The organism is Shewanella fidelis ATCC BAA-318, assembly GCF_000518605.1.
GTDB classification, from domain to species: domain Bacteria; phylum Pseudomonadota; class Gammaproteobacteria; order Enterobacterales; family Shewanellaceae; genus Shewanella; species Shewanella fidelis.
Genome location: NZ_KI912461.1, coordinates 1 through 21707 on the forward strand (window position 1 = coordinate 1; position 21707 = coordinate 21707).

Consider the following 21707-nt stretch of genomic DNA (forward strand, 5'->3'; position numbering starts at 1 on the left):
CTCGGAGATAAATTATTAGCTAGCGCAACTATTTATCTCTATTTGCACATTCTTATGGCGACCTCATTAGGTCGCCATTTTTTTATGCTGATTTAGCCATCGATATAAGCGCAACGACTTTACAATTTCACCTAATAAAAACCACTAAAAGCAGACGGTTACTAAGTTTATAAAATTAAATTTCGATTTTTTTACTAAAGTTGGGAACTAACTAAGATTTATCGACTCTGAATATATGAACCGATTCTGGTTAAGCGGGCTACGAGGTTTCAAAACTGAGGTATCTTGCTTAACACTAGCTAAGTTTCATTGTTCATCATCATTCCCTTGGTACTCCAATTAGGTTTACCTTTAGAGATAAATTGTCAGCTAGCGCAACCCTTTATCTCTATTTTAAATTGTTATGGCAACCTGATTAGGTTGCCATTTTTTTATCTTCTCTGTTACTGCAATAACTGCTGATCTAGCATCACCACAATCGATGGGTGATAGCCTTCACGCGCTTTAGCATAGATTTGCTTAGCCTGTACTTCAAAGCCCGCTTTTAATAACTCTGCATAAAGTGGCTTAACAAACTTGCCACGACCAATTTTTACTAAGTAAGCCGCAACAGCTTCGAGCACCACTTGATATTCATTACGAATAGCGACCCTAAACCAATCGCAAGCGATTTCGGCATTAGTTGATTGAGTAAAGTTAAACTGATTATCTAAGTCGACCAGTGCTTGATGAGATAACTTCTGCGGCAAATGAGTTAAAAAATACTGCCAGTGGTGAACTCGCCAACCTTGCGTCATTAGACTCGCAGCCGATGCCCCATCATCAAACGCTTTTAATGCCATAATCACTTTATCTAAACTGGTAGATGTTGGCTCTACATACCAGCTTGGCATCCCTTCACCATATATCCACTCAAGTAACTCTGCTTCAGTGATCTTGTCAGCATGCTCAAGTAACAATGTCTGCTTGGCGTAACTCACAAACGTTTCAGTAGTGATGGCTTCAAATGCAAATCTTTGCACATATTGGAATAGAAACTTATCGAAAGCTTCACGACCAAGGCGTCGTTCTAAATCATGTACAAACATGGAGGCTTTATCATAAGTAAAACGGTTAAAAGCTTCATTCGGATCTTGCTGCTGCATATTGGCTGGCAGTGTCTGCGCAGTAAGCGCGGTACTCGCTATAGCCTCATATAAGCGACCATGTTCTAATACCACTTCTAGCTCAGCCTGCTCTTTGCCATAAACAGCTTCAACAATGCGATTGGTAAAGTAGGTAGTAAAACCTTCATTAAGCCAAAGATCACGCCACGTCGCATTGCTGACCAAGTTACCGGTCCACGAATGCGCAAGTTCATGTGCTACGGTTGATACTAAACTCTTATCACCTGCAATCAATGTCGGCGTCATAAACGCAAGCCTTGGGTTTTCCATTCCCCCAAAAGGAAAACTTGGCGGCAGTACTATCATGTCATAGCGCCCCCACGGATAAGGCCCTAATAGAGACTCTGCGACTTCAACCATGCTTTCAGTGTCTTCAAACTCAATAGCGGCACTGTCTATAATCTCTGGCTCGGCATAAACACCTGTTCTTGACCCTAGCTTTGCGAATGCTAACTCACCAACGGCGATCGCTAACAGGTGCGTCGGCATCGGTTTTTCCATAGAGAATGTGAATTGACCAGTTAACTCTACCTCTGCATCATTCAATGCACTCATCACCACTCGCATGCCTTTTGGCGCGGTAATAACAGCATCGAAAGTTATCCGTGCTTTCGGCGTATCTTGCAGCGGGATCCAACTACGGGCGTTAATTGGCTGCGATTGACTAAAAAGAAATGGTAAAGATTTACCACTGGTTTGCTGTGGTGTTAACCACTGTAACCCTTGAGCATTTACCGAAGTACGATAGCGAATAGTGACTGATTGAGTTGCTGGTAATAATTGAATGTTGAGGCGCTGACCTAAAGTTACATCATGTTTATCAATACTATATTCAAGTTGCTGCTCACCATTGCCATACACAACTTCGATAAGGAGATCTCGACTATCTAACCACAGTTCAGTTGTTTTCTTATCAATGAACTCCAGTTGTAATTCAACTTGGCCAACTAACTGCTTTGCAGCAAAATCGACATCAAGCAATAACGACAAGTGAGTTACTTTCACCTGATCAGAATTAGCAAACGAGTGATAATCATGGTTATTATCCCACAGCTTCAACATGGTACATCCTTATAATTAATAAGTTTTGGGTCAGATTTTACCGCGATTTTTTGAGCGGAAAAAAGCCTAGTTTGACTTCAACCGAGCGAAATGAAACACTTGTGGATATTGTATGCAAAATAATAAATTAGAGAAACCCTAGATGAAAACTCAATTCAGCATAACAGCACTGGCGTTTGTTTCATTAACCTCTATCGATGCGCAAGCACAGCAAAACAGCATAGAGGATGTCCTTAGCCAAAATCACGCCTGTAGCGATACCATAGTTATTCGCTCTCAAGCCTTAACTAAAGCACAAATCAATGCCGCTTGTAAGTTACTGCAAACACAAGAGGCTAACTTCCACCAGCTGTTCGGCACCCTAAATAAACCGGTTGCTAATGATAATAACCACAGCATGCGTGCTAATGTTTACCACTCGAGAGAAGATTATGTCGAGCATGTAACCAATCACTTTGATGTGCCTAGTGACAACGGCGGCATGTATTTAGAGGGATTACCTTGGAAGGAAGGCAACCAAGCAGAGTTTGTAGCCTATGAGAAAAAAGGCCAAGTATGGAACTTAGCCCATGAATATGTACATTATCTTGATGGACGCTTTAATCTCTATGGCGATTTTTGCCTATCATTACACGACTCACACTCTGGTCCTGAGTATTGCCCTAAACCTGCACCACTCTATCCCCACACGGTTTGGTGGAGTGAAGGTATAGCAGAATATATCTCTGCAGGTGACAACAACCCTAAAGCTATCGCATTAATTGGCAATGGCACTCAATATCCATTAAGTGAAATTTTTAATACCAGTTATGAGCATAATGGCGGCACAGACAGAGTCTACCGCTGGGGATATTTAGCTGTACGCTTTTTGATTGAACAGCACAAAGACAAAGTTGACACTATGCTAGGCTTTACTCGAACCGGTGATTACCCAAGGTATCAAGCACTACTAACAAGCTGGGGCACCAGTATGGATGCCGAGTTTGATGCGTGGTTAAAACAACTAAAAGCGAATAATAAATAACTAACTAAAAAGGCCTCTATTGAGGCCTTTTTAATGACAAAGTATTACCCTTTAAAGGCGAATACCTGCTTTTTCTAAATCTTTTGCAATTACGCTACGTGGCAGTGCTACGTATCCGTCTTTTTCTACAATTTGCTGACCTTGCTTAGATAGCACGTAACGAATGAACTCACGATCCATTGGTGCTAAATCTTTGTTCGGGTGCTTGTTTACGTACACATATAGGTAACGAGATAGCGGGTATTTACCTGTTGCAGCATTTTCAGCTGTTGCTGCAACATAGTTGGTACCCTTCTTAGAAACTGCAACCGCTTTAACGCCCGCAGTTTTATAACCAATCCCTGAGTAGCCAATCGCGTTTAATGACTGAGATACTGACTGAACTACAGATGCAGAACCCGGTTGCTCATTGACGTTCGCTTTAAAGTCACCTTTGCAAAGTGCTTTTTTCTTAAAGTAACCGTAAGTTCCAGATACAGAGTTACGACCATAAAGCTGAATATCTTTAGCAGCCCAGTTTCCATCTAACCCTGCTTCACCCCAGCGAGTAATATCGCCGCCACCACATTTATCAGTTGAAGAGAAGATGCCATCAATTTGCTCGATGCTCATCCCTTCAATTGGGTTATCTTTATGAACAAAAACAGCTAGTGCATCGATTGCAACGCGAATTGCTGTTGGCTGATAGCCATAATGTTTTTCAAATGCTTCAACTTCATTTGGCTTCATCTTGCGGCTCATTGGGCCGAACTGAGAAGTACCTTCAGTCAAAGCTGGTGGCGCAGTTGAAGAGCCTGCAGCTTGGATCTGGATATTTACGTTTGGATAAAGCTGCTTAAAATCTTCCGCCCATAACGTCATCATATTCGCCAGCGTATCAGAGCCAACAGAAGATAAGTTACCAGACACACCACTTGTCTTTTCATAAGTTGGTAAAGACTGGTCGATTTCAGCCATTGATGCTGCAGAAAATACAGTCGCTGCAGTAAAGCTTACCGCGCCAACAAGTTGTTTCAGTTTCATTCTTTGCTCCAGTGTTTATCTATCTTGGTTTCTTAAAACGCTGTCAGTATTGACTTGCTTGATGACAAGTCTATTACTCATAAATGACACTTCGATGACAAACTTAACTAATTTCAGCTTATTTATAAAAAAACAGGCAAAAGCCTGTTTTTATATGAAATTTATTTTAACGCTTAATGTCGTCTTAAGGGTTATAGTCGATCAGGTTCGGGGAAATAACAAAGCTAAAAGTACTCCCCTTGCCCAGTTGGCTGGCAATATTTAGTTCACTTTGATGATTATTCAACGCATGCTTAGTGATTGCCAGCCCAAGGCCTGTGCCACCACTTTGTCTTGAGCGTGCGCTGTCGACTCGATAGAAGCGCTCCGTTAAACGACCAATGTGTTGCGGCGCAATCCCCTCGCCAGTATCTTTCACGCTAAACAAACCACCTGAAGCTATTTTGCGCCAACTAATATCAACTTTACCGCCAGGCTCAGTATAACGAATAGCATTAGATATTAAGTTTGAACACACACTTCTGAGCTGCAACTCATTACCATAAACGTCTAAGCCCGGCTCACAATAGAAAGTCACCTCATATTGATCTTGCGCCAGTGCAAGCGCCTCATCTCGTAAAATGTTCATCATTTGTGACATGTTTACTTTGGTTTCTAAGTTAACATCACTGGCATCTTCAATTCGTGACAACGCCAATAACTGCTCAACCATAGAGCGCATACGTGTCGTTTGCTGCTGCATCTGCTCCATAGCACGTAAATTTGGTGAATCAGGCTCAGCCATTGACTGCATCATCTCCAAGTAACCTTGTAGCACAGTTAACGGGGTTTTTAGCTCATGGGACACATTAGCGACGAACTCTTTTCGCATGCCTTCAAGTTGCCTAACTCTGGTGATATCACGGGCAATAAGCAATAACTGCCCAGCACCATAACCCATAATCCGGATCTCAAGAATATGACCATCTGATTGCGGTGATGGTAATTCCAGTGGTTCTTGATATTCATTATTTTTTAGATAAGCAGAAAAGTCAGGATGGCGAATTAGATTATCAATACGTTGGCCGTTATCTTGAGGCCAGACAAAGCCTAATAGCAACTGAGCGAGCTTATTACACCACAGAATATTATGCTCTGAATCTAGCACCACGGCAGCATCGGGTAAGGCTTCTGCGCCCTGTCTAAAGCGCCCCAGCAAAAAAGCTAATTGCGAAACGCGTTTACGGTTTTTACCTTGTAAGCGATATATACCGTTAAACACCCCTTCCCAGCTGCCTTTGCCATTAGGTGGCGTTAAGCGACGGTCATGCCAGAGCCAAAAATTTAACCTTGAAAGCTGACGATAATGCCAAACTAATAGACAAACACAGCCAAATAGCAATATCCACAACACTTCTCCGAGTAATAGCCCAACGGCTAAGCAAAGTGTTAAATAAATTGCTAAATGAGAAACTAAGCGGTACCCAGAATATGAATCAAACATATTAAACCAATATCACGACCATATAGGAGGAATAGGCACAAGATAGCGTAAAAGCAAACTCATGCATATGAGAGCAATAATAATCATATTTTTTACACTATTCATTAAGTTAGCACTCAAACGTTAATCTGTAACCTGCTAATGCTTGTATAGCGCCTCTGTTACACTCTCAGCTTAGAGTGAAAATGAACTTGTAGCACTCATACATTAAGAGCCTCTGTGTCATTATTTTAAAACAACATCAATGAGGCTCTACTCTCTAACTCAATTAAATACTTGTACTTGTAAAACTAAAGTCTGGTTGAAAAACGATAGCCCGCGCCACGAACAGTCTGAATCAATCTGTCATGTCCAGAATGAGTAACTGCTTTACGTAAACGCCTGATATGCACATCAACAGTACGATCTTCAACATACACATTAGTCCCCCACACATTATCGAGTAATTGTTCGCGGCTATACACTCGCTCTTGGTGAGTCATAAAAAAGTGCAGTAAGCGAAACTCTGTCGGTCCCATATCTAGCACTTGGTCGCCAACAGTTACACGATGACTAACAGGATCTAATTGCAGCCCTTGTACATCAATTGGATCTTCTAAACATGTTGGTGCACTGCGGCGCATAACCGCTTTAATTCGAGCGACTAGCTCTTTAGGCGAGAACGGCTTAGTAATAAAATCGTCTGCCCCGACTTCGAGCCCACGGACTTTATCTTCCTCTTCACCACGAGCAGTCAACATTATGATCGGTATATGACGAGTAAATTCATCTTGACGCAAGCGCTTAGCTAGTTGAATGCCACTGCCACCAGGGAACATCCAATCAAGCAATACTAGATCTGGATACGGCTCTGTTAGCATATCTAATGCTGAGTCATAATCCTCGGCAGCCACTGTGGTATAACCGTGCTGCTCCAAAACAAAAGTCAACATCTCGCGGATGGCTAACTCATCTTCAACTATCAAAATCCGTGCAGTCATAATCGATCTTCTATCAGTGAATTTCTACGATACTATTATTGGTCACTTTTATGACATTAATATGAAACACCAAGATATTTTGCCATATTAATAACTATTTTTGTCATAATTATTATTGGTCGCTTATATATATCTTTAATGCCCTTAATATTAGTTTATTCTATCATCAAGCTATCACAGCCAGCCCTAGCAGCTATAACTAATTTTATGACTTAGCTTCAAGGTTAATATTAGCAACAACGCCTTATCCCCTTGATTGATAGCCAGCTTAACACGCCATTGGTTAGCCACAAAAAAGGGGCTAATTAGCCCCTTTAACATATCTTAGCGTTGAGCTTAGAACTTATGCTCAAGTCCTAAACCAACGTAGCTGTCGTCGTTATCAAGGTTTTCATAAGAACGGCTAGTGTAAAAAGCAAATAGCTTAGTTGGTTTACCTAACTTGTAATCACCGCCAATAGACCAAGAGTCGCCTTTATCTTCCATATCTTGGAACTGAGCTTTAAGCACAATCGCATCTATTTGGTATGCCGCGCTAAGCAAGTAACCTGTTTTGCTTTCAGCACCCACGATAGCAGTGCCATCTGATGCATAAGTTGCTTCTTGCTGCTGATACATACCACCTAGCTTAAGTCCTGCAATTTTACCTTGAACCGTTGCACGCACAACTTCATAACCCTTTACGTCTGAATCGTAAGCAACAGAAGCGTAAATCGGTGATTTTTTAAGACCAGAGTCACCATACATAGCGGCAACACTAAAACCATCTTGTGAGTATTGTGAACCAGCGCCATCGGCAGCATATGTTACACCCACTTTAAAACCACTAAATGACGGCGTAATGTAAGTTGCTGTTTGCTCGATGCGGTTTTCACCTTTAAATAGGTTTTTCAAATCACCTGATAAATCATTAAACTGGTCAACTTTACCTTGTGATACTTTAAGCATGGTGTCGTTACGACCAACAGAGAATGCACCGAAGTTACCTCTTAGGCCTACAAATTGATTACGTGCTTCAAAGTTATCTTTCGACTCATCACCCGTATCGACTTCATATTCAACAGTGTAAAACGCTTCTAATGAACTGCTTAGTTCAAACGCCCCCTTAACACCAAAACGAGAAGCATTTGATTGAATTGTTGTCGTTGACTCATCATTCACATCATTTGACTGTGCTGTAACATTTAGCTTGCCATATACCGTTAATGGATCGGCAGCGTAAGCTGAAGAAAGAGTTGCTGCAGTTAGCGCAGAAGCGATCAGAGTTTTACAAAAAACGTTCATCATTTAATCCTTTTGACGTTATTCGTCTTGGTTATTGGTTTGGACGAGCGCCATAATGAAGATGGAATGTTGCATTTTTATTTCAGTAAAACATGAATCAAGTTGATAACGCTTAGAAGCAGAGGGACAAATATGCCACAACCTAGTGCTATCAAGGCTTTGAGAATAAGCTATAGAAATATGACACTTTGATGAAATGTCATTTCAATTCAATTTAGGCAATCTATTTGGCGGTTTACCCGAACCCCACAATGGCTTACACTGCGGCTTTAATTTTGACTGAGCACTAAATCTATGTGGTTTAAAAATCTAACTGTATACCGCTTTAATAAGCCTTTCTCCGTTGACCCTGAGTCATTAGAAAAATCACTGGAAGACTTCACTTTCTCTCCTTGCTCAAGCCAAGATATTAGTAAATTTGGCTTCTCTAAGGCTATGGGTAAACACGGCGAAACCTTGGTTCATACCGCTGGTGAACGTCACCTTATTTGTGCCACTAAAGAAGAAAAAATTCTGCCATCGCAAGTTGTTAAAGAAGCACTTGAAGAAAAAGTTAATCAAATTGAAGCTGAAGAGAACCGTAAGCTTGCTAAAAAAGAGAAAGATGCACTAAAAGATGAGATCACCACGACATTGCTACCAAGAGCATTCTCTCGTCGTAGCCAAATTCGAGCGTTAATTTTACCTGAAATTCAAATGGTACTTGTTGATAGCTCAAGTGCAGCGAAATCTGAAGAGTTAATGGCACTATTGCGCAAAGCAATTGGTACCTTACCTATTATTCCAATGAGCTTTAAAACACCAATTGAAACTCAGCTTACTGAATGGCTTAAAGAGGGCAAAACCCCAGCGGCCTTCGAAATGCAAGATGAGGCTGAGCTTAAGAGCGACTCAGATGAAGGTGGTATTGTACGCTTTAAACAACAAGATCTCAGTGAAAACGAAGTACTTGCTCATATTGAAGTGGGCAAGCAAGTGCATAAGCTTGCGTTACACTTCGGCCAATCGATTGCATTCTTACTACAATCTGATGCGGCAATTAAACGTCTTAAGTTCTCTGAAGAGTTTAGAGCGGGCAACGATGACCTAGGTAATGATGATCCTATGGCAAGACTCGACGCCGATTTTGCATTAATGAGTAGTGAACTGATTGCATTAATTAATGCAACTGTTGAAGCTTTAGGCGGTCTAGAAGACTCGATTTAAATTATCACTCTAATAAATAAGGCGCCTATCGGCGCCTTATTTTTTTATTATTCAGCCGCTTTAAACTGACCGTTTTTATCAAATGGCCAGTCAATCCCTAACCAAGCTTTCAAAAATGCTTTTTGCGCTCGGCTCGGCTTGTTAACTCCCTTAATAGCTAACTTACCAGTTTGCTTTTCACCTAGCTTTAGCTCAACGTCTTTAAGCTTGTCATTGCTAAACAAGGTGACAGTAATGCTATCACCGGGTTTAAAATCATTAATGCGGGCTGCAAAACCTTTCGCGGTTACCTTTAAGCCATTAATAGCCACTATCTCATCAGCAAGCACAATACCGGCATTCCAAGCTGGGCCATCACGCAATACATGAGACAACACCAAAGAATCAGACTTTAAGGTCACTCCTGTAAACGCCTCCGTTTTGGCATTTTTACCGTAGGTTAGCGCTAAACCAGCTTTAGCCAACATGCCATCGAAGTCTAGGCTAACTGGCGAATTAACATATTGCTGCCACCAATCTTCATAACTTGTTCCTGACACATCTTCTAAAATCTTTTTGACATCAGCAATAGTAAAACCTGCAGGCAACTTATGCTCGTTATAAAGTTTACGGTGAACGTCTCGATATGAACCTTTCAGCTTGGTGTCTGTAATTAACGAGAAGTCTAACGCGAGCGATGTTAAATAGCCTTCAGAATAAATATTAGTACTGTGGTTTACCGCATAATCACCGCCGCTACTCGCCCACTGGTTAGCACTTGCACTAGCAATAGATTGTACTTCTCGACCTGGTGTTTTCAGGTTTTGCGCAATCCGTTTAGCTAAGTCGGCAAAAAACTCTTTCGGCGTCATCACACCTGCACGTAACAAAAGTTGGCTTTGGAAATAACTGGTTGAACCTTCAGCTATCCAAAGTAACTCGGTGATCTCTTCATCTTGGTAGTTATATGGCACTAAGCCTTCCGGTCTATATGCCTTAACATTCCATGTATGAATAAACTCATGGGAAGCTGTTTTAATAAAACCTAAATAATCATCACGCTCGCGATAACTAAAACGCGGTCGTTGGATAATTGTCGAATTTAAATGCTCGGTTGCACCGCGAGCACCGCTGGTTGCATGTACCATATAAACATAACGTTCAAACGGGTAATCATCCCAGATAACTTCAGCCTGACCACTTAACTTAGTCAGATCAGTAACCATCTGTTCAATGTCATAATTACCTTCACCCCAGACCACCAATTCATACTGGCGGCCATCAGCGGTAAAACTTCTGTGCTGGCTAATACCAGTCTCAATAGGCGAGTCAACTAAGATGTCATAATTATCAGCTTTAAAAGTATGCTCACTACTTCCACTTGGCATACCTGAATAGCTCTTCCAACTATTTGGAACCTTCAAGGCAACATTAATTGGCTCTTGTCTAAATTCAGGGCTGTAAACAAACGTACCACTGGCATCAAGAAATGCATGTGAAGCATCGATATGATTAACCCGTTGCCCCAGTTTATTAGCATAAAGTTGATAATTAACCGTTACTGCACTCGGTTCGCTTAACTTGACCGTCCACTCGCCGCTTGCCGTTCTTGACCAAGGTAATGTTTGGCCCTTCTCATCGGTTGCAACAAAGCGTCTAACGGCATCACCTAAAGGTAAAACTTGGTATTTACCCGTACGCCATACAGGTAAATTCACCACTAAAGTATCAGCTGTTGTTTCAGGAAAGGTAACTTCTACTTTAGCTAAATGATGTTCAGGAGATGTTAGGTCAATTGCGTAATTAACATCGGCCAATGCGTTAGAACAAGCTAAAGCACTAAAAGTTAGGATAAAGGGAACTACAGGTTTCACTATCTCGTCCTTCTGTTATTATTGTTTTCGTTAGGCCAGAAAAATATAACATTAGGCTTAATTAGGCCAATATAATTACAAAATAGTCACTTAATCTAACGATTAAGTACAAGGAACGGCATTTTGATGCATATTTTCATCACCCTACTCTTTTCATTAACCCTGTCGCTGTTAAGTAACACGGTAAGTGCCAGCACCAATGATGACGTACTCGCAGAAATACAATTTCGTGAAAATCCCAAAGTACTGGCACAAAACATAGAAAACACGATCCCATCTCTGCCCGGGTTTACAGACCTAGCGCAATTTAATGCATTTGCGAAAAGACACCTATTATCTGCAGCTGATCTACAACGTAATATTCAATTAGCTGCAAGGCTTAAAATGGATCTTTCCGATAAAAGTAAAGACCGTTATTTAGTTGCCAATAACTTAATCCAACAACTAGAACATATCAGTCACAGCGATTTTGATAAGAGCTACTTGCTCATGCTGAAAGGCCGCTATGTTGGCCGCAGCCAACAGGATTTCAAACAGGCAATTGAATATTATCAACAAGCTATTCCCCTTGTAGAACTGTCAAGTAAAAGCGCGGATCAAGTATTACTCTATACCCTGTATGAACATATCAGTGTGATACATATGATTATGCGCGAAACTGACACCGCACTGAAGTATTTACAAAAGCTATCCGCAACAGCCCAAAAAATCGAAAACGATTATTTAATTGCCCATGCGGAATCAGTATTAGGTAAGTTTTTTTATAAGCAAAATCAAATTGGCAAAGCGCTATCCCACTACACCGCTGCTATCAAATATTCCCGCGGTGGAAATAACCCCTCGCAAAATGCCCATATCGAATTACAACTTGCCAGAGTTTATCGAGATATTGAGTCATGGGATGAAGCATTAACATCTGCCAATAATGCAGTGGAGTCTTTCACTCTATTAGGTAATGACAACTACGTATCATCAGCAATGACCGTTATTGCGATGATTTATGCCAACCAAGAGCAGTGGTACCAAGCCATCGATTACTATCTTAATGCACAACAAATAGAGATAAGACTTGGGAATGAAACCGGCCTAGCCTTAAACCAACATAATCTTGGTGAAGTCTATTTTAAAATTGGTGACATTGATAACTCACTTTCACACCTTAAGCTCGCAAACACCATTTTTACCAAAAAAAATAGCGAGCATTACCTAGTTTATAACGATCTACTTATCGCTGAAGTCAGTGCCAGTAAAGGTAACTGGCGAGATGTTGAAGAATACGCCACAAAGGCTGAAAGAATAGCAGAAGCCAAACAGTTGCCAAAAGAGCAAAGCGAAGCACTAGAACGCATAGCAACAGCCCAAGAGCATTTAGGGAAATATGAGCAAGCGTATAAAAATATGCTTAAACTCAATTCGATTCGCAGTGTCGCGACACCTTCAGAAAATGAGCTGGATCTTAAGCAGTCAAAAATAAAACAACAAAAGCTCAATCTAAAGCTAAGCCAAGTGGAAAAGCAGTTACAGCAAAAAGCTGAACAACTCAATATTGCTCATTTAACCAGCCTTATTTGTATGTTCTTATTGAGCTTATTAGGACTTTTGCTCGTTAAACAGTGGCGCCTCAAAAATAAAGCTAACCAGCTCAACGATACGTTACAACAAACCCGACTATTAGAGCCGTTTACCCAGTTGCCTAACTTTTTGAGTTTTAAATATGACTACAATAACGCTTCTCAAACACAAATTAAGACGCTAGCGCTTATTTGCTTATCTGACCAAGTAAATGATGACCTATACCAAGGTTACGAAGGTTGTGCCAATATGCATAAACGACAGCTATTGGCCTTTAAAAGTAGCTTAAATTGCCAAGGTTACCTTATCAGGCCGGGCATGTTCTTATTGAGTTTTGATAATAATATCGCTGCACCGCAATTACTGGCACAACTTAGAGAGAGCTTAGATAAAAATCAGTGGCAAACCAATCTACATATGGGGATCTTACACCTACCACTTTTAGCCGATCCCGCTATTAAACTGACAGCTTCACAACACTTTACCACCCTGCAAATGATGCTCTATGGCGCAAGAACATTAGGCTTTAATCAAGATTACTTCGTCACCATGAAAACATTAAATTTTGCTTCAGCGGGCATCTTTAGCAAACCTATCTATCTCAATATTGAAAAAAGTATTGTGCGGGGAATAGTTAAGATCGAAACCAATGGCAATAAAGACGATATCCTATGGCCAAAATGGAAAAATCATCAAAACATCGATATTAACGATGACAAAGTAGCCAGCTAAATGCTCACTCCTGCTGTAGATGTGGAGCAGGAGTGACGCTACTTAGCGTATTTTTTGGCAGACTAACTCAGAGGCAATTACTGAAACAATGCAGCTTCCTTGTGATCTTATTCGACACTGAAGTAAACAGCTATAAACCGTTCTGAGCTACTCAAATTCTTATACTTATTGGCATTAGAAGCACTAAACTCTACCAGATCGGCTAATGTTGATACTGATAGGTCTAAACCAAGGCTGATGTTGATTTCTCTTTTAGTAAACTACTGTTAAGATAACCATTTAGCAAAGCTGCTTATTTTTATTTATAGGGGTAGATCAAAGCATGAAGGATGCAGCCATCAGTACATCTCAAGTCCGTATGCTGCAGCAGAAGCTTCATTCTGCAAGGCTAGCTATTGATGAGATGAACGAAGCGCAAAACGAGAAACTGCAGATCCTTATGCAATTCATTGGACAGCTTAGCCTCGCCTGCAAAGGACAGAATTTAGAACTTGATAACAAACTGGCTAAATTACGTCATAAGTTAGCCAGCTTTAGTCAGGTTGAAGATTCGTTAGCAGAACTAAATGAAGCCGATACGATTTTAAAGCAACAATATGCTCGCATCATGTTGCAACTTGAAGATAGTCGCCAAGCCTTAAACAATATGGTTGGGCAAATCCAGCGGATCCAATCATTACCCAGTAAGCTAAAACTAGAGATAAGCTATTTTAAAAAAGAGCTAGCTAAACCCTTCCATACTTATTGGGATTACATTCCCAAAGTAGAAAAAATAGTTAACTTCTATGATGAAATCTTAAAAGAGCAATTAAACTTAGGCGAGCAATTTGAGATCTTACCCCGCCACCGTCAAGCAGCGCATGAGCTAGCACAGATGTTGTCGGAAATAGAGTTTAAGAAAGAGCAACGTGAACAGGTTTCACAAATTAAACGCTCGTTAACAGAAGATTTTGAGCTCAACAATCTGCTTGACGCTTATCAAATTGTGCTTGGACTGCTACTTGACAACATTGCCCGTGAAAAAACAGCATCGCAAGAGTTCTTGTATGTTTTAAATAATGCATTAAGCAACGTGCAAGACGTTGTGACCGAATCCTATAGCCATTCAATTAAAAGCTTTCAAGTTGCTAAACAGCTTAACCGAGATATCAATGGCCAAGTCGATAATGTCGATGAGGCTGTGACTAAACTGGATGATATCGAAGAGTTAAAACACCAAATTACCGGGCATCTTGCATCACTGCGTAAAGCGCTAGGCCGTAAAGAACTGCTCGAAAATAGAGAACAAGCACAATTAAAGCAGTCAGTAGAGGCTTTGCGCCAAGAACTTAGAGAGCTTGCAAAAGAAACTGACTCTTACAAAGAAAGGCTATTTGAACAGCAAAAGCTGAATCTACTCGACTCACTGACACAGCTGCCAAACCGTAGCGCCCTAGAAGAGCGTATGGATATCGAGTACCGTAATTTCCAGCGTTCAAAGCAGCCATTATGGGTCGCTGTTGCTGACATAGATCACTTTAAAACGATCAACGATAGTTTTGGCCACAGTACTGGTGATAAAACCTTGCAAGTCATTGCTATGGCATTAAAAAATTCATTACGCGAATCTGAATTTGTTGCCCGTTACGGCGGGGAAGAGTTTGTACTCCTGCTACCTAATATTGCTGAAAGCGATATCCTCCCTTTGCTTAATCGAGTAAGAGAAAAAGTAAAAAGTATCCCCTTTAAGTTTAAAAATCAGAGAATTACAGTTACAGTATCTATAGGCGCAGCGCAAATAATTGAAAACGAGCTCATAACAGAAACCTTCGACAGAGCTGACGCTGCGCTATATAAAGCCAAAAACGAAAGCAGAGATAGAGTCATCGTAGACTTTTAAAACTTGCTCCAAGGTAGTATTCACTGCCGTTATGCATTTGTGGGCAAGCAGTCTATCACTGCTTAAGGAGTTGCTATGATAGTAAAAATTAGTCCCCGCGGAAGCCTAGATCAATTATCCCAATTAGAAGTTGATCGTCTAAAACAAAACGCAAAGAGTGAGCTTTACCAACTTTATCGCAGTTGCTCACTTGCCGTTCTCGCATCAGGTTTACAAAGCGATAATGCTGAAGGCTTATTTAATCAATTCAGTGATTTTAACATTAACGTGTTACGTCGAGAACGCGGCATAAAAATAGAGCTCACTAACCCACCACAAGAAGCTTTTGTTGATGGTGAAATCATTGCAGGGATCCAAGAACACCTTTTTTCAGTGCTTAGGGATATCGTCTATATCAACGATAAATATGACAACCTTAAACACATTAATCTAACCAACGCTAATCACATCACCAACGTGGTATTTGATATCTTGCGTAATGCGCGTTCTATGCCGCTACTTGATCCAAATATTGTGGTTTGCTGGGGTGGCCACAGTATTAATACAACTGAATATCAATACACCCGCGAAGTCGGTTACGAGTTAGGCTTACGCAAACTTGATATCTGTACAGGTTGCGGCCCAGGAGCGATGGAAGGACCGATGAAAGGCGCGGCTATTGGTCACGCTAAACAACGGATCAATCATGCGCGCTATATCGGTTTAACTGAGCCAAGTATTATTGCTGCCGAGCCACCAAATCAGATAGTCAACGAATTGGTGATCTTACCGGACATTGAAAAACGCCTTGAAGCCTTTGTACGCCTTGGTCACGGTATTATTATTTTTCCCGGTGGTGCTGGCACAGCAGAAGAGCTACTGTATTTATTGGGGATTTTACTCAATAAGGATAACCAAGATATTCCTTTCCCATTAGTGCTTACAGGCCCTAAAGAAAGTGAAGATTACTTCTTAAAAATTGATGAGTTTATCGGTGCAACATTAGGCAAAGAAGCACAAAGTAAATATCAAATTGTTATTGATGATCCTGTAAAAGTTGCTCGTATTCAAAAGCAAGCCATGGCTGATATTAAAAAGTTCCGTAAAGAAAACGGTGACTCATACCAGTATCAATGGTCGCTAAAAATTGAGCCTGAGTTCCAATTACCATTCGAGCCGACTCATGAGGTAATGAGTAACTTAGATCTGCACTTTCAAGCCAATAAAGCAGAACTTGCAGCTAACTTACGTAAAGCCTTTTCCGGTATTGTTGCTGGTAACGTAAAAATGGATACCATTAAGGCTATTGAAGCAAATGGCCCATTTGAGCTCAAAGGTGATCCTAAACTCATGGCGCTTATGGATGATTTACTGTCAGCATTTGTCACCCAGCAAAGAATGAAGCTGCCAGGCAGTGCTTATGTTCCTTGCTATAAAGTTATTAAATAAACCCAAAAAAGCGGCAAGATGAATAAATTTCTCATTATCGATGGCATGAACTTAGTGCGGCGGATCCACGCCGCACAACCAAATGAGTCTGATGTCTCCGGCTTAAAAGAACGTGTTAACGGCGCTTGCCGCAAACTGCTAAAATTCCATCAACCCACACATGTAGCAATGGTATGGGATGGCGATGCCATCTCTTGGCGTAAAACCTTATTTGACGATTACAAGAAAGGCCGCAAGCCGATGCCTGAAGCATTGGCTAACACACTACCAAGTTTAAAAGCCTATTTAGCAGAGCAAAAAATTAACTCTATCGAGGCTGAATCCGAAGCGGACGATGTCATTGCAACGTTAGCGACCAAATTAGCAAACAGCAATGGTGAGGCTATCATAGTCTCGACCGATAAAGGTTTTTGCCAGCTGCTCCACCCCGCAATAAAACAGTGGGATCACTTTAATCAGCACTATTTAACGATTGAAGAGATGGAGCAGAAGCTTCATATCGAGCGCAGCCAATTAATCGATTACCTCGCACTCGCAGGCGATAGTGGCAATAAAATTCCCGGCGTTCCGGGCATCGGGCCGAAATCAGCCGTTGAGCTACTAAAAATATTTCGCTCTCTTGCCAACATTTATAATTCAATTGATAAAATCGGTGCTAAGCAAGCCAACAAACTCGTCGCTGGTAAACAGATGGCGAGATTAAGCTATAAACTCGTCCAATTGCAGGTTGAAATTCCGCTAAACGTCAATCTAAAACAGTTTAGGGTATCGAGCTAAACGTTAACCAACGAACAGTTGTTAACATAAAGTTGCATTTATCACATTTACCCCAGCGCATTCTAGTAGTATCGTGACTCCATGAGTAATGCGTTAAGGATAATGTAACAATGAAATCTCGGCTCCCAAAAGTGATTATTGGTTTGTTTATCACCTATGTTGCGTTTGTCGCTGTGATCATGGTGTTCTATAAACCAACACCAGATGAGATGGATTGGGAAGATAGGCAAGCATACAATCAAGCAATGTTGACAGATCTCAGCATTGGCCAGCCAATCGAAGATATCAAGGTGATCTTTGGTAAAGCAGACTTTAGTGAGGCAAAAGTGTCTGACAACGATACTTTGCAAATCCTTTTTTATCGAACCCACCATAAAACATCAGATGGAGAAACTTCAAAAGAGGAATGCACTCCCTTACTCTTCAAGCAAGGAAAGCTTATTGCTTGGGGCGAAAGCAGTTATAAACAGTATCTTGAGAGCCATATTGACAGTTAATCGCAACCAGTAATTTAAGTTGCAGTTAAACAGTAACAGCAGTGACTATCATCGCTGCTGTTATGAACTTCACTTCGATGAAGTGAAGCGTTTTATCAGCGTGTAAAAAGCTAAACTCGCAGATGCTTAACTGAGTACCTTAAACGCCCCTTGCAGCCCTTCTACCGCCATTTGGGTGCCAATTACCGCCAAAATAAGCCCCATCATACGTGTAATCGCGCCAAGTGCAGCTGTGCCTAAATAGCTCACTAGTCGACCGCCAGAAATGAAACACACATAAGTAATCACACATAAGACACCGAATGAGCCGATAGTGCTAATTAACTCAGGTACTCCGCCAGCAGCGGTGTAATTCATTGCCGTCGCGATAGTGCCGGGACCGGCAAGGATAGGTAAAGCGAGCGGAGATACTGCCACACTAAGCTTAGCTTCCAAGGTGTCATCGTCTGGTTTATCTTTATCATGGTGTACAGTTGACTGATTACCTTGCAGCATATGGAAACCGATTAGAAACACCAATAGTCCACCGGTAATTCTAAAAGCCGGTAGTGATATGCCAAACAAGTTAAATATAAACTGACCGGATATCGCAAATAAGCTAATGATCAAAAAGGCAATGATAAGTGCCCTAAAAGCGATCAAACGAGTGGTTTTCTCATCGTAATCAGAGGTTAACCCCAAAAAGATAGGCACATTGGCAATCGGATTCATAATGGCAAAAAAGCCCATAAATACCGCTCCAACATGCATCCATATTCCGTCCATTTGTCACTTCCTTATATTTCCTAGCGAGTTATTCATTATGCAGCGTTTTATACCAATTACGAACATTTAGTATCGCCAAGTATGAAACAAAAATGCCGAGCTATTAGCTCGACACTTTGTAATCAACAATCAATTAACCTAAAGCTGATGACTACTCGGCTTTCTTATACTCAGTATAAGCTTCGCCTTGAGTTAACCATTTTGGTGCAGGTTTACCCTTCAGATAATGATCAAAGTACTCCATCATGCGAATGCTGTAATCGAGTTTATTTGGATATTTCTTTAAATGATGTGGTTCATCTTGATACTGCAAAAACACCACATCTTTACCCGCTCTGCGCATTGCTAAATAAAGCTCAACCCCTTGCTCCCAAGGCACCGCATCGTCTTTATCACCAAACATAATCATCATAGGCGTTTTCATGCGCTCTACATAAAACACTGGCGAGTTCTCGATATACTTTTGCGGTGATTTAAACAGGCTTTCACCAATACGACTTTGTCCCGTTTCATACTGGAACTGACGCGCTAATCCACTACCGTGACGAATACCACTATAAGCACTGGTCATGTTCGATACAGGCGCACCGGTCACTGCGGCTTTAAAGATATTGGTTTTGGTCACAGCAAATGCGGTTTGATAGCCGCCCCACGAGTGACCTTGAATACCAACTGCATCAGGATCTGCTACACCAATATCAATTAAGTGCTGCACACCTGAAGTTAACGCTTGTACTGATGAGTCACCAGGGTAACCTACCTCAAAGCGGATATCCGGCAGGAAGATGGCATAACCATTATCAGCAAACCAAGCAAAGTTTGGTCTATGGTTGATTTTCATCTGTGGGAACGCATGCAATCTATCGCTCATAAAGCGATAAAAATAAACCAGTACCGGATAACGTTGACCTTCAACATAATTAGTTGGCTTAATTAACACGCCATCTAGTTGTTTCCCGTCTCCATTAGTCCAGTGAACTAACTCAGAGTGAGCCCAATTAAAACTATCGCGCTGCTTGTCTAAGTCAGTTTGGCGAGTTGCGTCTTGTGGGCTTGCGTAGTCAGCACTGTAAAGATCTGGGAATTGATCATAGCGCTCTTTCGAGTAAATGATGGTGTTGGCATCTTTACTGCGAGCTAACATTTTAAGCTTATAGTCACCATCCATGAATGAGCTAACGCCCGCTACGCCTAACTGTACCTGATAAAATCCATCACCTTTGGTTTTGTCATTGTAGCCTTGCACCAATAATTTTTGACCGCTTGATAAAACACTTGGCTTATCTTTATCTTCAACTAGGCCTGTTACTCGATATTGGATCCCCTCTTCACGCCCCTTACCTGCAGTTAGCATAAAGGCGTCATGTGACGTGGTATCGACTTGCCAAATATCAAATTTGTCATAAATCAGTAAGCCTGTATCATCCGCTATCCAAGGTCCGAATCCATAACCTGGGGCATTTGACGGATAATCATGGTCTTCATTTGCAAATGGCACAGCTAAACTTTTGGTAAGGTTAGTGCGTCTGTCCTGACCAATTTCATAAAGAAAAACGTTACCCTGCAAATAGTAAACAACATACTTCTCAGCCGGCGATAATACCGGATCATCAGCGCTACTTTGCTGAGTCAGTAATGGAATTTTGCGTCCTGTATTTAAATCAACAAGGTAGTAATCACGGTAAAAACCAGCCCAAGTGATCATCTTACGATAAGGCAGATCAGAGCTTGCCAATACATAACGCTTTTGCTGTTGTACCTCAACATCAGGTACTTGTAGATCGGCAAGCTGAACTAAATTATTACCGTTAACATGTAATACAGCTAAGTAAGTCCGTTTTTGTTCTTTCTTATATTGCTTAACTTCATGAGGCTTAATACGCGGGTCGTCGCCATGCCATATTCTTAGCTCACGACCAGCAGTAATAACACCTTGATCAAATAAGTCCGACTTTGACTCTACTTTAGCCAATTCAATTTGCTGACTAACCTGCGGTACGCGACCAAAGAATAATCGCTGGCTATCGTCTGAGAAACGCAGTTCAGCGTAACGATTTAAGGTCCAATCCTTTGACGTTGGCGCAGCAATCAGCTTGTTTGTTTCTAGGTTCAATAAAGATAATTGATATTCACGGCCATATGGCAGCTCATTAGCATTGCCAGAAGTGAAGCCTAAATATTTACCGTCATGACTTAACGCAAGCGAGCCAAGCTGTTGCTGTTTAAAACTCTTTACTATCTTAGCTGTGTTATTAGCAAGTTTGACCAAACGCAATTCATGTTTATTTGCTTCGATATTATTTATTGCTAACGCTAAATGCAGTCCAGATTTATCGAAGTTAAAGCCAGTAACATCATTAAACTTAATTGATTTATTGCTTTTAAGGTCAACAAGCTCGACTAATGTTCCTTTGTCAAAATCATCTACTTTTACAGCACTTTTGCTACTTTTAGCTTCATCGGCTGATTTTTCATCTTTTTTCTTTTCGTCAGCTTCAAACCAAATCGCTAAATGGCTGCCGGTTTCATTAAATTCAAATGACTTAACTCGTTCATAACGGGTTTCAAGCCCTGTATTAGTATCAAGCAATATCAAGCCTGACTTTAATTTCTTTTTGGCTTTTTTACTCGCTTTCTCTAAATCAAGTAACGGCACGGCATCGATAAAAGCAACAAAGCGCCCATCATGGCTTATTTTAGGCTTAGTGCCACCGGCAACATTAAACTGTTTATTCGCAATTAAGCTCTTAACAAAGCCATGGCTGTCACCACGATCGGGCTCAACTTCAACGGCCAATATCTTACCGTTGTCTGATATAACAGGCTTATTTAGCGACTCGAATCGCATAATATCGTCGGGGGTGATGCTATTGGTCGCGGCAAATAAGTTTGCTGATAACAAACTCGTCGAGAATAGCAATAATGACTTTACTGGTAGTGACTTCAAGGTCTTCCTCATTATTAATTTTATTAGAC

General features: G+C 41.1%; 15 protein-coding genes. 7 read left to right on the forward strand and 8 right to left on the reverse strand.

What is annotated here, in order from left to right; all coding sequences use genetic code 11:
• Positions 1-443: 443 nt before the first annotated feature.
• Complete coding sequence (locus L884_RS0119475; protein ID WP_028769057.1) at positions 444-2228, reverse strand: M1 family metallopeptidase; 1785 nt, start codon at positions 2226-2228, stop codon at positions 444-446.
• A gap of 142 nt (positions 2229-2370) precedes the next feature.
• Here L884_RS0119475 and L884_RS0119480 point away from each other — a divergent pair, with 142 nt between their 5' ends.
• Positions 2371-3252 carry a collagenase gene (locus L884_RS0119480; RefSeq protein WP_028769058.1) on the forward strand — a complete coding sequence of 294 codons (882 nt, stop codon included), beginning with the start codon at positions 2371-2373 and terminating at the stop codon, positions 3250-3252.
• 51 nt (positions 3253-3303) lie between these two features.
• Here L884_RS0119480 and L884_RS0119485 read toward each other — a convergent pair whose 3' ends face one another.
• From L884_RS0119485 to L884_RS0119505, 4 genes are all read right to left on the reverse strand, one after another.
• Complete coding sequence (locus L884_RS0119485; protein ID WP_028769059.1) at positions 3304-4275, reverse strand: PstS family phosphate ABC transporter substrate-binding protein; 972 nt, start codon at positions 4273-4275, stop codon at positions 3304-3306.
• 184 nt (positions 4276-4459) lie between these two features.
• A complete protein-coding gene (gene phoR, locus L884_RS0119490) occupies positions 4460-5758 on the reverse strand; it encodes a phosphate regulon sensor histidine kinase PhoR (RefSeq protein WP_028769060.1) in 1299 nt (432 codons plus the stop codon).
• Positions 5759-6048: 290 nt separating this feature from the next.
• Positions 6049-6738, reverse strand: coding sequence for a phosphate regulon transcriptional regulator PhoB (phoB, locus tag L884_RS0119495; protein ID WP_028769061.1), 690 nt, complete (start codon positions 6736-6738; stop codon positions 6049-6051).
• 336 nt (positions 6739-7074) lie between these two features.
• Entirely contained in the window at positions 7075-8025 is a 951-nt protein-coding gene (locus L884_RS0119505) for a porin (protein WP_028769062.1), read from the reverse strand.
• Between the two features lie 291 nt (positions 8026-8316).
• Between L884_RS0119505 and rdgC the strand changes: the two genes are divergently transcribed.
• Positions 8317-9228, forward strand: a complete 912-nt coding sequence (gene rdgC / locus L884_RS0119510; RefSeq protein ID WP_028769063.1) for a recombination-associated protein RdgC — start codon at positions 8317-8319, stop codon at positions 9226-9228.
• Between the two features lie 47 nt (positions 9229-9275).
• Here rdgC and L884_RS0119515 read toward each other — a convergent pair whose 3' ends face one another.
• Positions 9276-11081 carry a M61 family metallopeptidase gene (locus L884_RS0119515; protein ID WP_028769064.1) on the reverse strand — a complete coding sequence of 602 codons (1806 nt, stop codon included), beginning with the start codon at positions 11079-11081 and terminating at the stop codon, positions 9276-9278.
• 126 nt (positions 11082-11207) lie between these two features.
• Between L884_RS0119515 and L884_RS0119520 the strand changes: the two genes are divergently transcribed.
• The 5 genes from L884_RS0119520 to L884_RS0119540 all read left to right on the forward strand — a co-directional run bounded on the left by L884_RS0119520 (position 11208) and on the right by L884_RS0119540 (position 17966).
• Positions 11208-13385: a tetratricopeptide repeat protein gene (locus L884_RS0119520; protein ID WP_028769065.1), complete on the forward strand. Its 2178-nt coding sequence runs from the start codon at positions 11208-11210 to the stop codon at positions 13383-13385.
• 322 nt (positions 13386-13707) lie between these two features.
• Positions 13708-15264, forward strand: coding sequence for a GGDEF domain-containing protein (locus tag L884_RS0119525; protein WP_028769066.1), 1557 nt, complete (start codon positions 13708-13710; stop codon positions 15262-15264).
• A gap of 75 nt (positions 15265-15339) precedes the next feature.
• On the forward strand, positions 15340-16692 hold the full coding sequence (gene ppnN / locus L884_RS0119530; protein ID WP_028769067.1) for a nucleotide 5'-monophosphate nucleosidase PpnN: 1353 nt from the start codon (positions 15340-15342) through the stop codon (positions 16690-16692).
• A gap of 18 nt (positions 16693-16710) precedes the next feature.
• Positions 16711-17469: a flap endonuclease Xni gene (gene xni, locus L884_RS0119535; protein WP_028769068.1), complete on the forward strand. Its 759-nt coding sequence runs from the start codon at positions 16711-16713 to the stop codon at positions 17467-17469.
• 110 nt (positions 17470-17579) lie between these two features.
• Positions 17580-17966 carry a DUF3192 domain-containing protein gene (locus L884_RS0119540; RefSeq protein ID WP_028769069.1) on the forward strand — a complete coding sequence of 129 codons (387 nt, stop codon included), beginning with the start codon at positions 17580-17582 and terminating at the stop codon, positions 17964-17966.
• A 126-nt stretch (positions 17967-18092) separates the two neighbouring features.
• Here the strand turns inward: L884_RS0119540 and L884_RS0119545 are convergent, their stop codons facing one another.
• Both L884_RS0119545 and L884_RS0119550 read right to left on the reverse strand, forming a co-directional pair.
• On the reverse strand, positions 18093-18731 hold the full coding sequence (locus L884_RS0119545) for a MarC family protein (RefSeq protein ID WP_028769070.1): 639 nt from the start codon (positions 18729-18731) through the stop codon (positions 18093-18095).
• A gap of 151 nt (positions 18732-18882) precedes the next feature.
• Positions 18883-21678 (reverse strand): S9 family peptidase, encoded by a 2796-nt coding sequence (locus tag L884_RS0119550; protein WP_028769071.1) that lies wholly within the window; start codon positions 21676-21678, stop codon positions 18883-18885.
• Between the last annotated feature and the right edge of the window lie 29 nt (positions 21679-21707).

Bases quoted from the DNA above. Each gene is read 5' to 3' on its own strand.
- L884_RS0119475 (WP_028769057.1), bottom strand. From the start codon at position 2,228: ATGTTGAAGCTGTGGGATAATAACCATGATTATCACTCGTTTGCTAAT.
- L884_RS0119480 (WP_028769058.1), top strand. From the start codon at position 2,371: ATGAAAACTCAATTCAGCATAACAGCACTGGCGTTTGTTTCATTAACC.
- L884_RS0119485 (WP_028769059.1), bottom strand. From the start codon at position 4,275: ATGAAACTGAAACAACTTGTTGGCGCGGTAAGCTTTACTGCAGCGACT.
- phoR (WP_028769060.1), bottom strand. From the start codon at position 5,758: ATGTTTGATTCATATTCTGGGTACCGCTTAGTTTCTCATTTAGCAATT.
- phoB (WP_028769061.1), bottom strand. From the start codon at position 6,738: ATGACTGCACGGATTTTGATAGTTGAAGATGAGTTAGCCATCCGCGAG.
- L884_RS0119505 (WP_028769062.1), bottom strand. From the start codon at position 8,025: ATGATGAACGTTTTTTGTAAAACTCTGATCGCTTCTGCGCTAACTGCA.
- rdgC (WP_028769063.1), top strand. From the start codon at position 8,317: ATGTGGTTTAAAAATCTAACTGTATACCGCTTTAATAAGCCTTTCTCC.
- L884_RS0119520 (WP_028769065.1), top strand. From the start codon at position 11,208: ATGCATATTTTCATCACCCTACTCTTTTCATTAACCCTGTCGCTGTTA.
- L884_RS0119525 (WP_028769066.1), top strand. From the start codon at position 13,708: ATGAAGGATGCAGCCATCAGTACATCTCAAGTCCGTATGCTGCAGCAG.
- ppnN (WP_028769067.1), top strand. From the start codon at position 15,340: ATGATAGTAAAAATTAGTCCCCGCGGAAGCCTAGATCAATTATCCCAA.
- xni (WP_028769068.1), top strand. From the start codon at position 16,711: ATGAATAAATTTCTCATTATCGATGGCATGAACTTAGTGCGGCGGATC.
- L884_RS0119540 (WP_028769069.1), top strand. From the start codon at position 17,580: ATGAAATCTCGGCTCCCAAAAGTGATTATTGGTTTGTTTATCACCTAT.
- L884_RS0119545 (WP_028769070.1), bottom strand. From the start codon at position 18,731: ATGGACGGAATATGGATGCATGTTGGAGCGGTATTTATGGGCTTTTTT.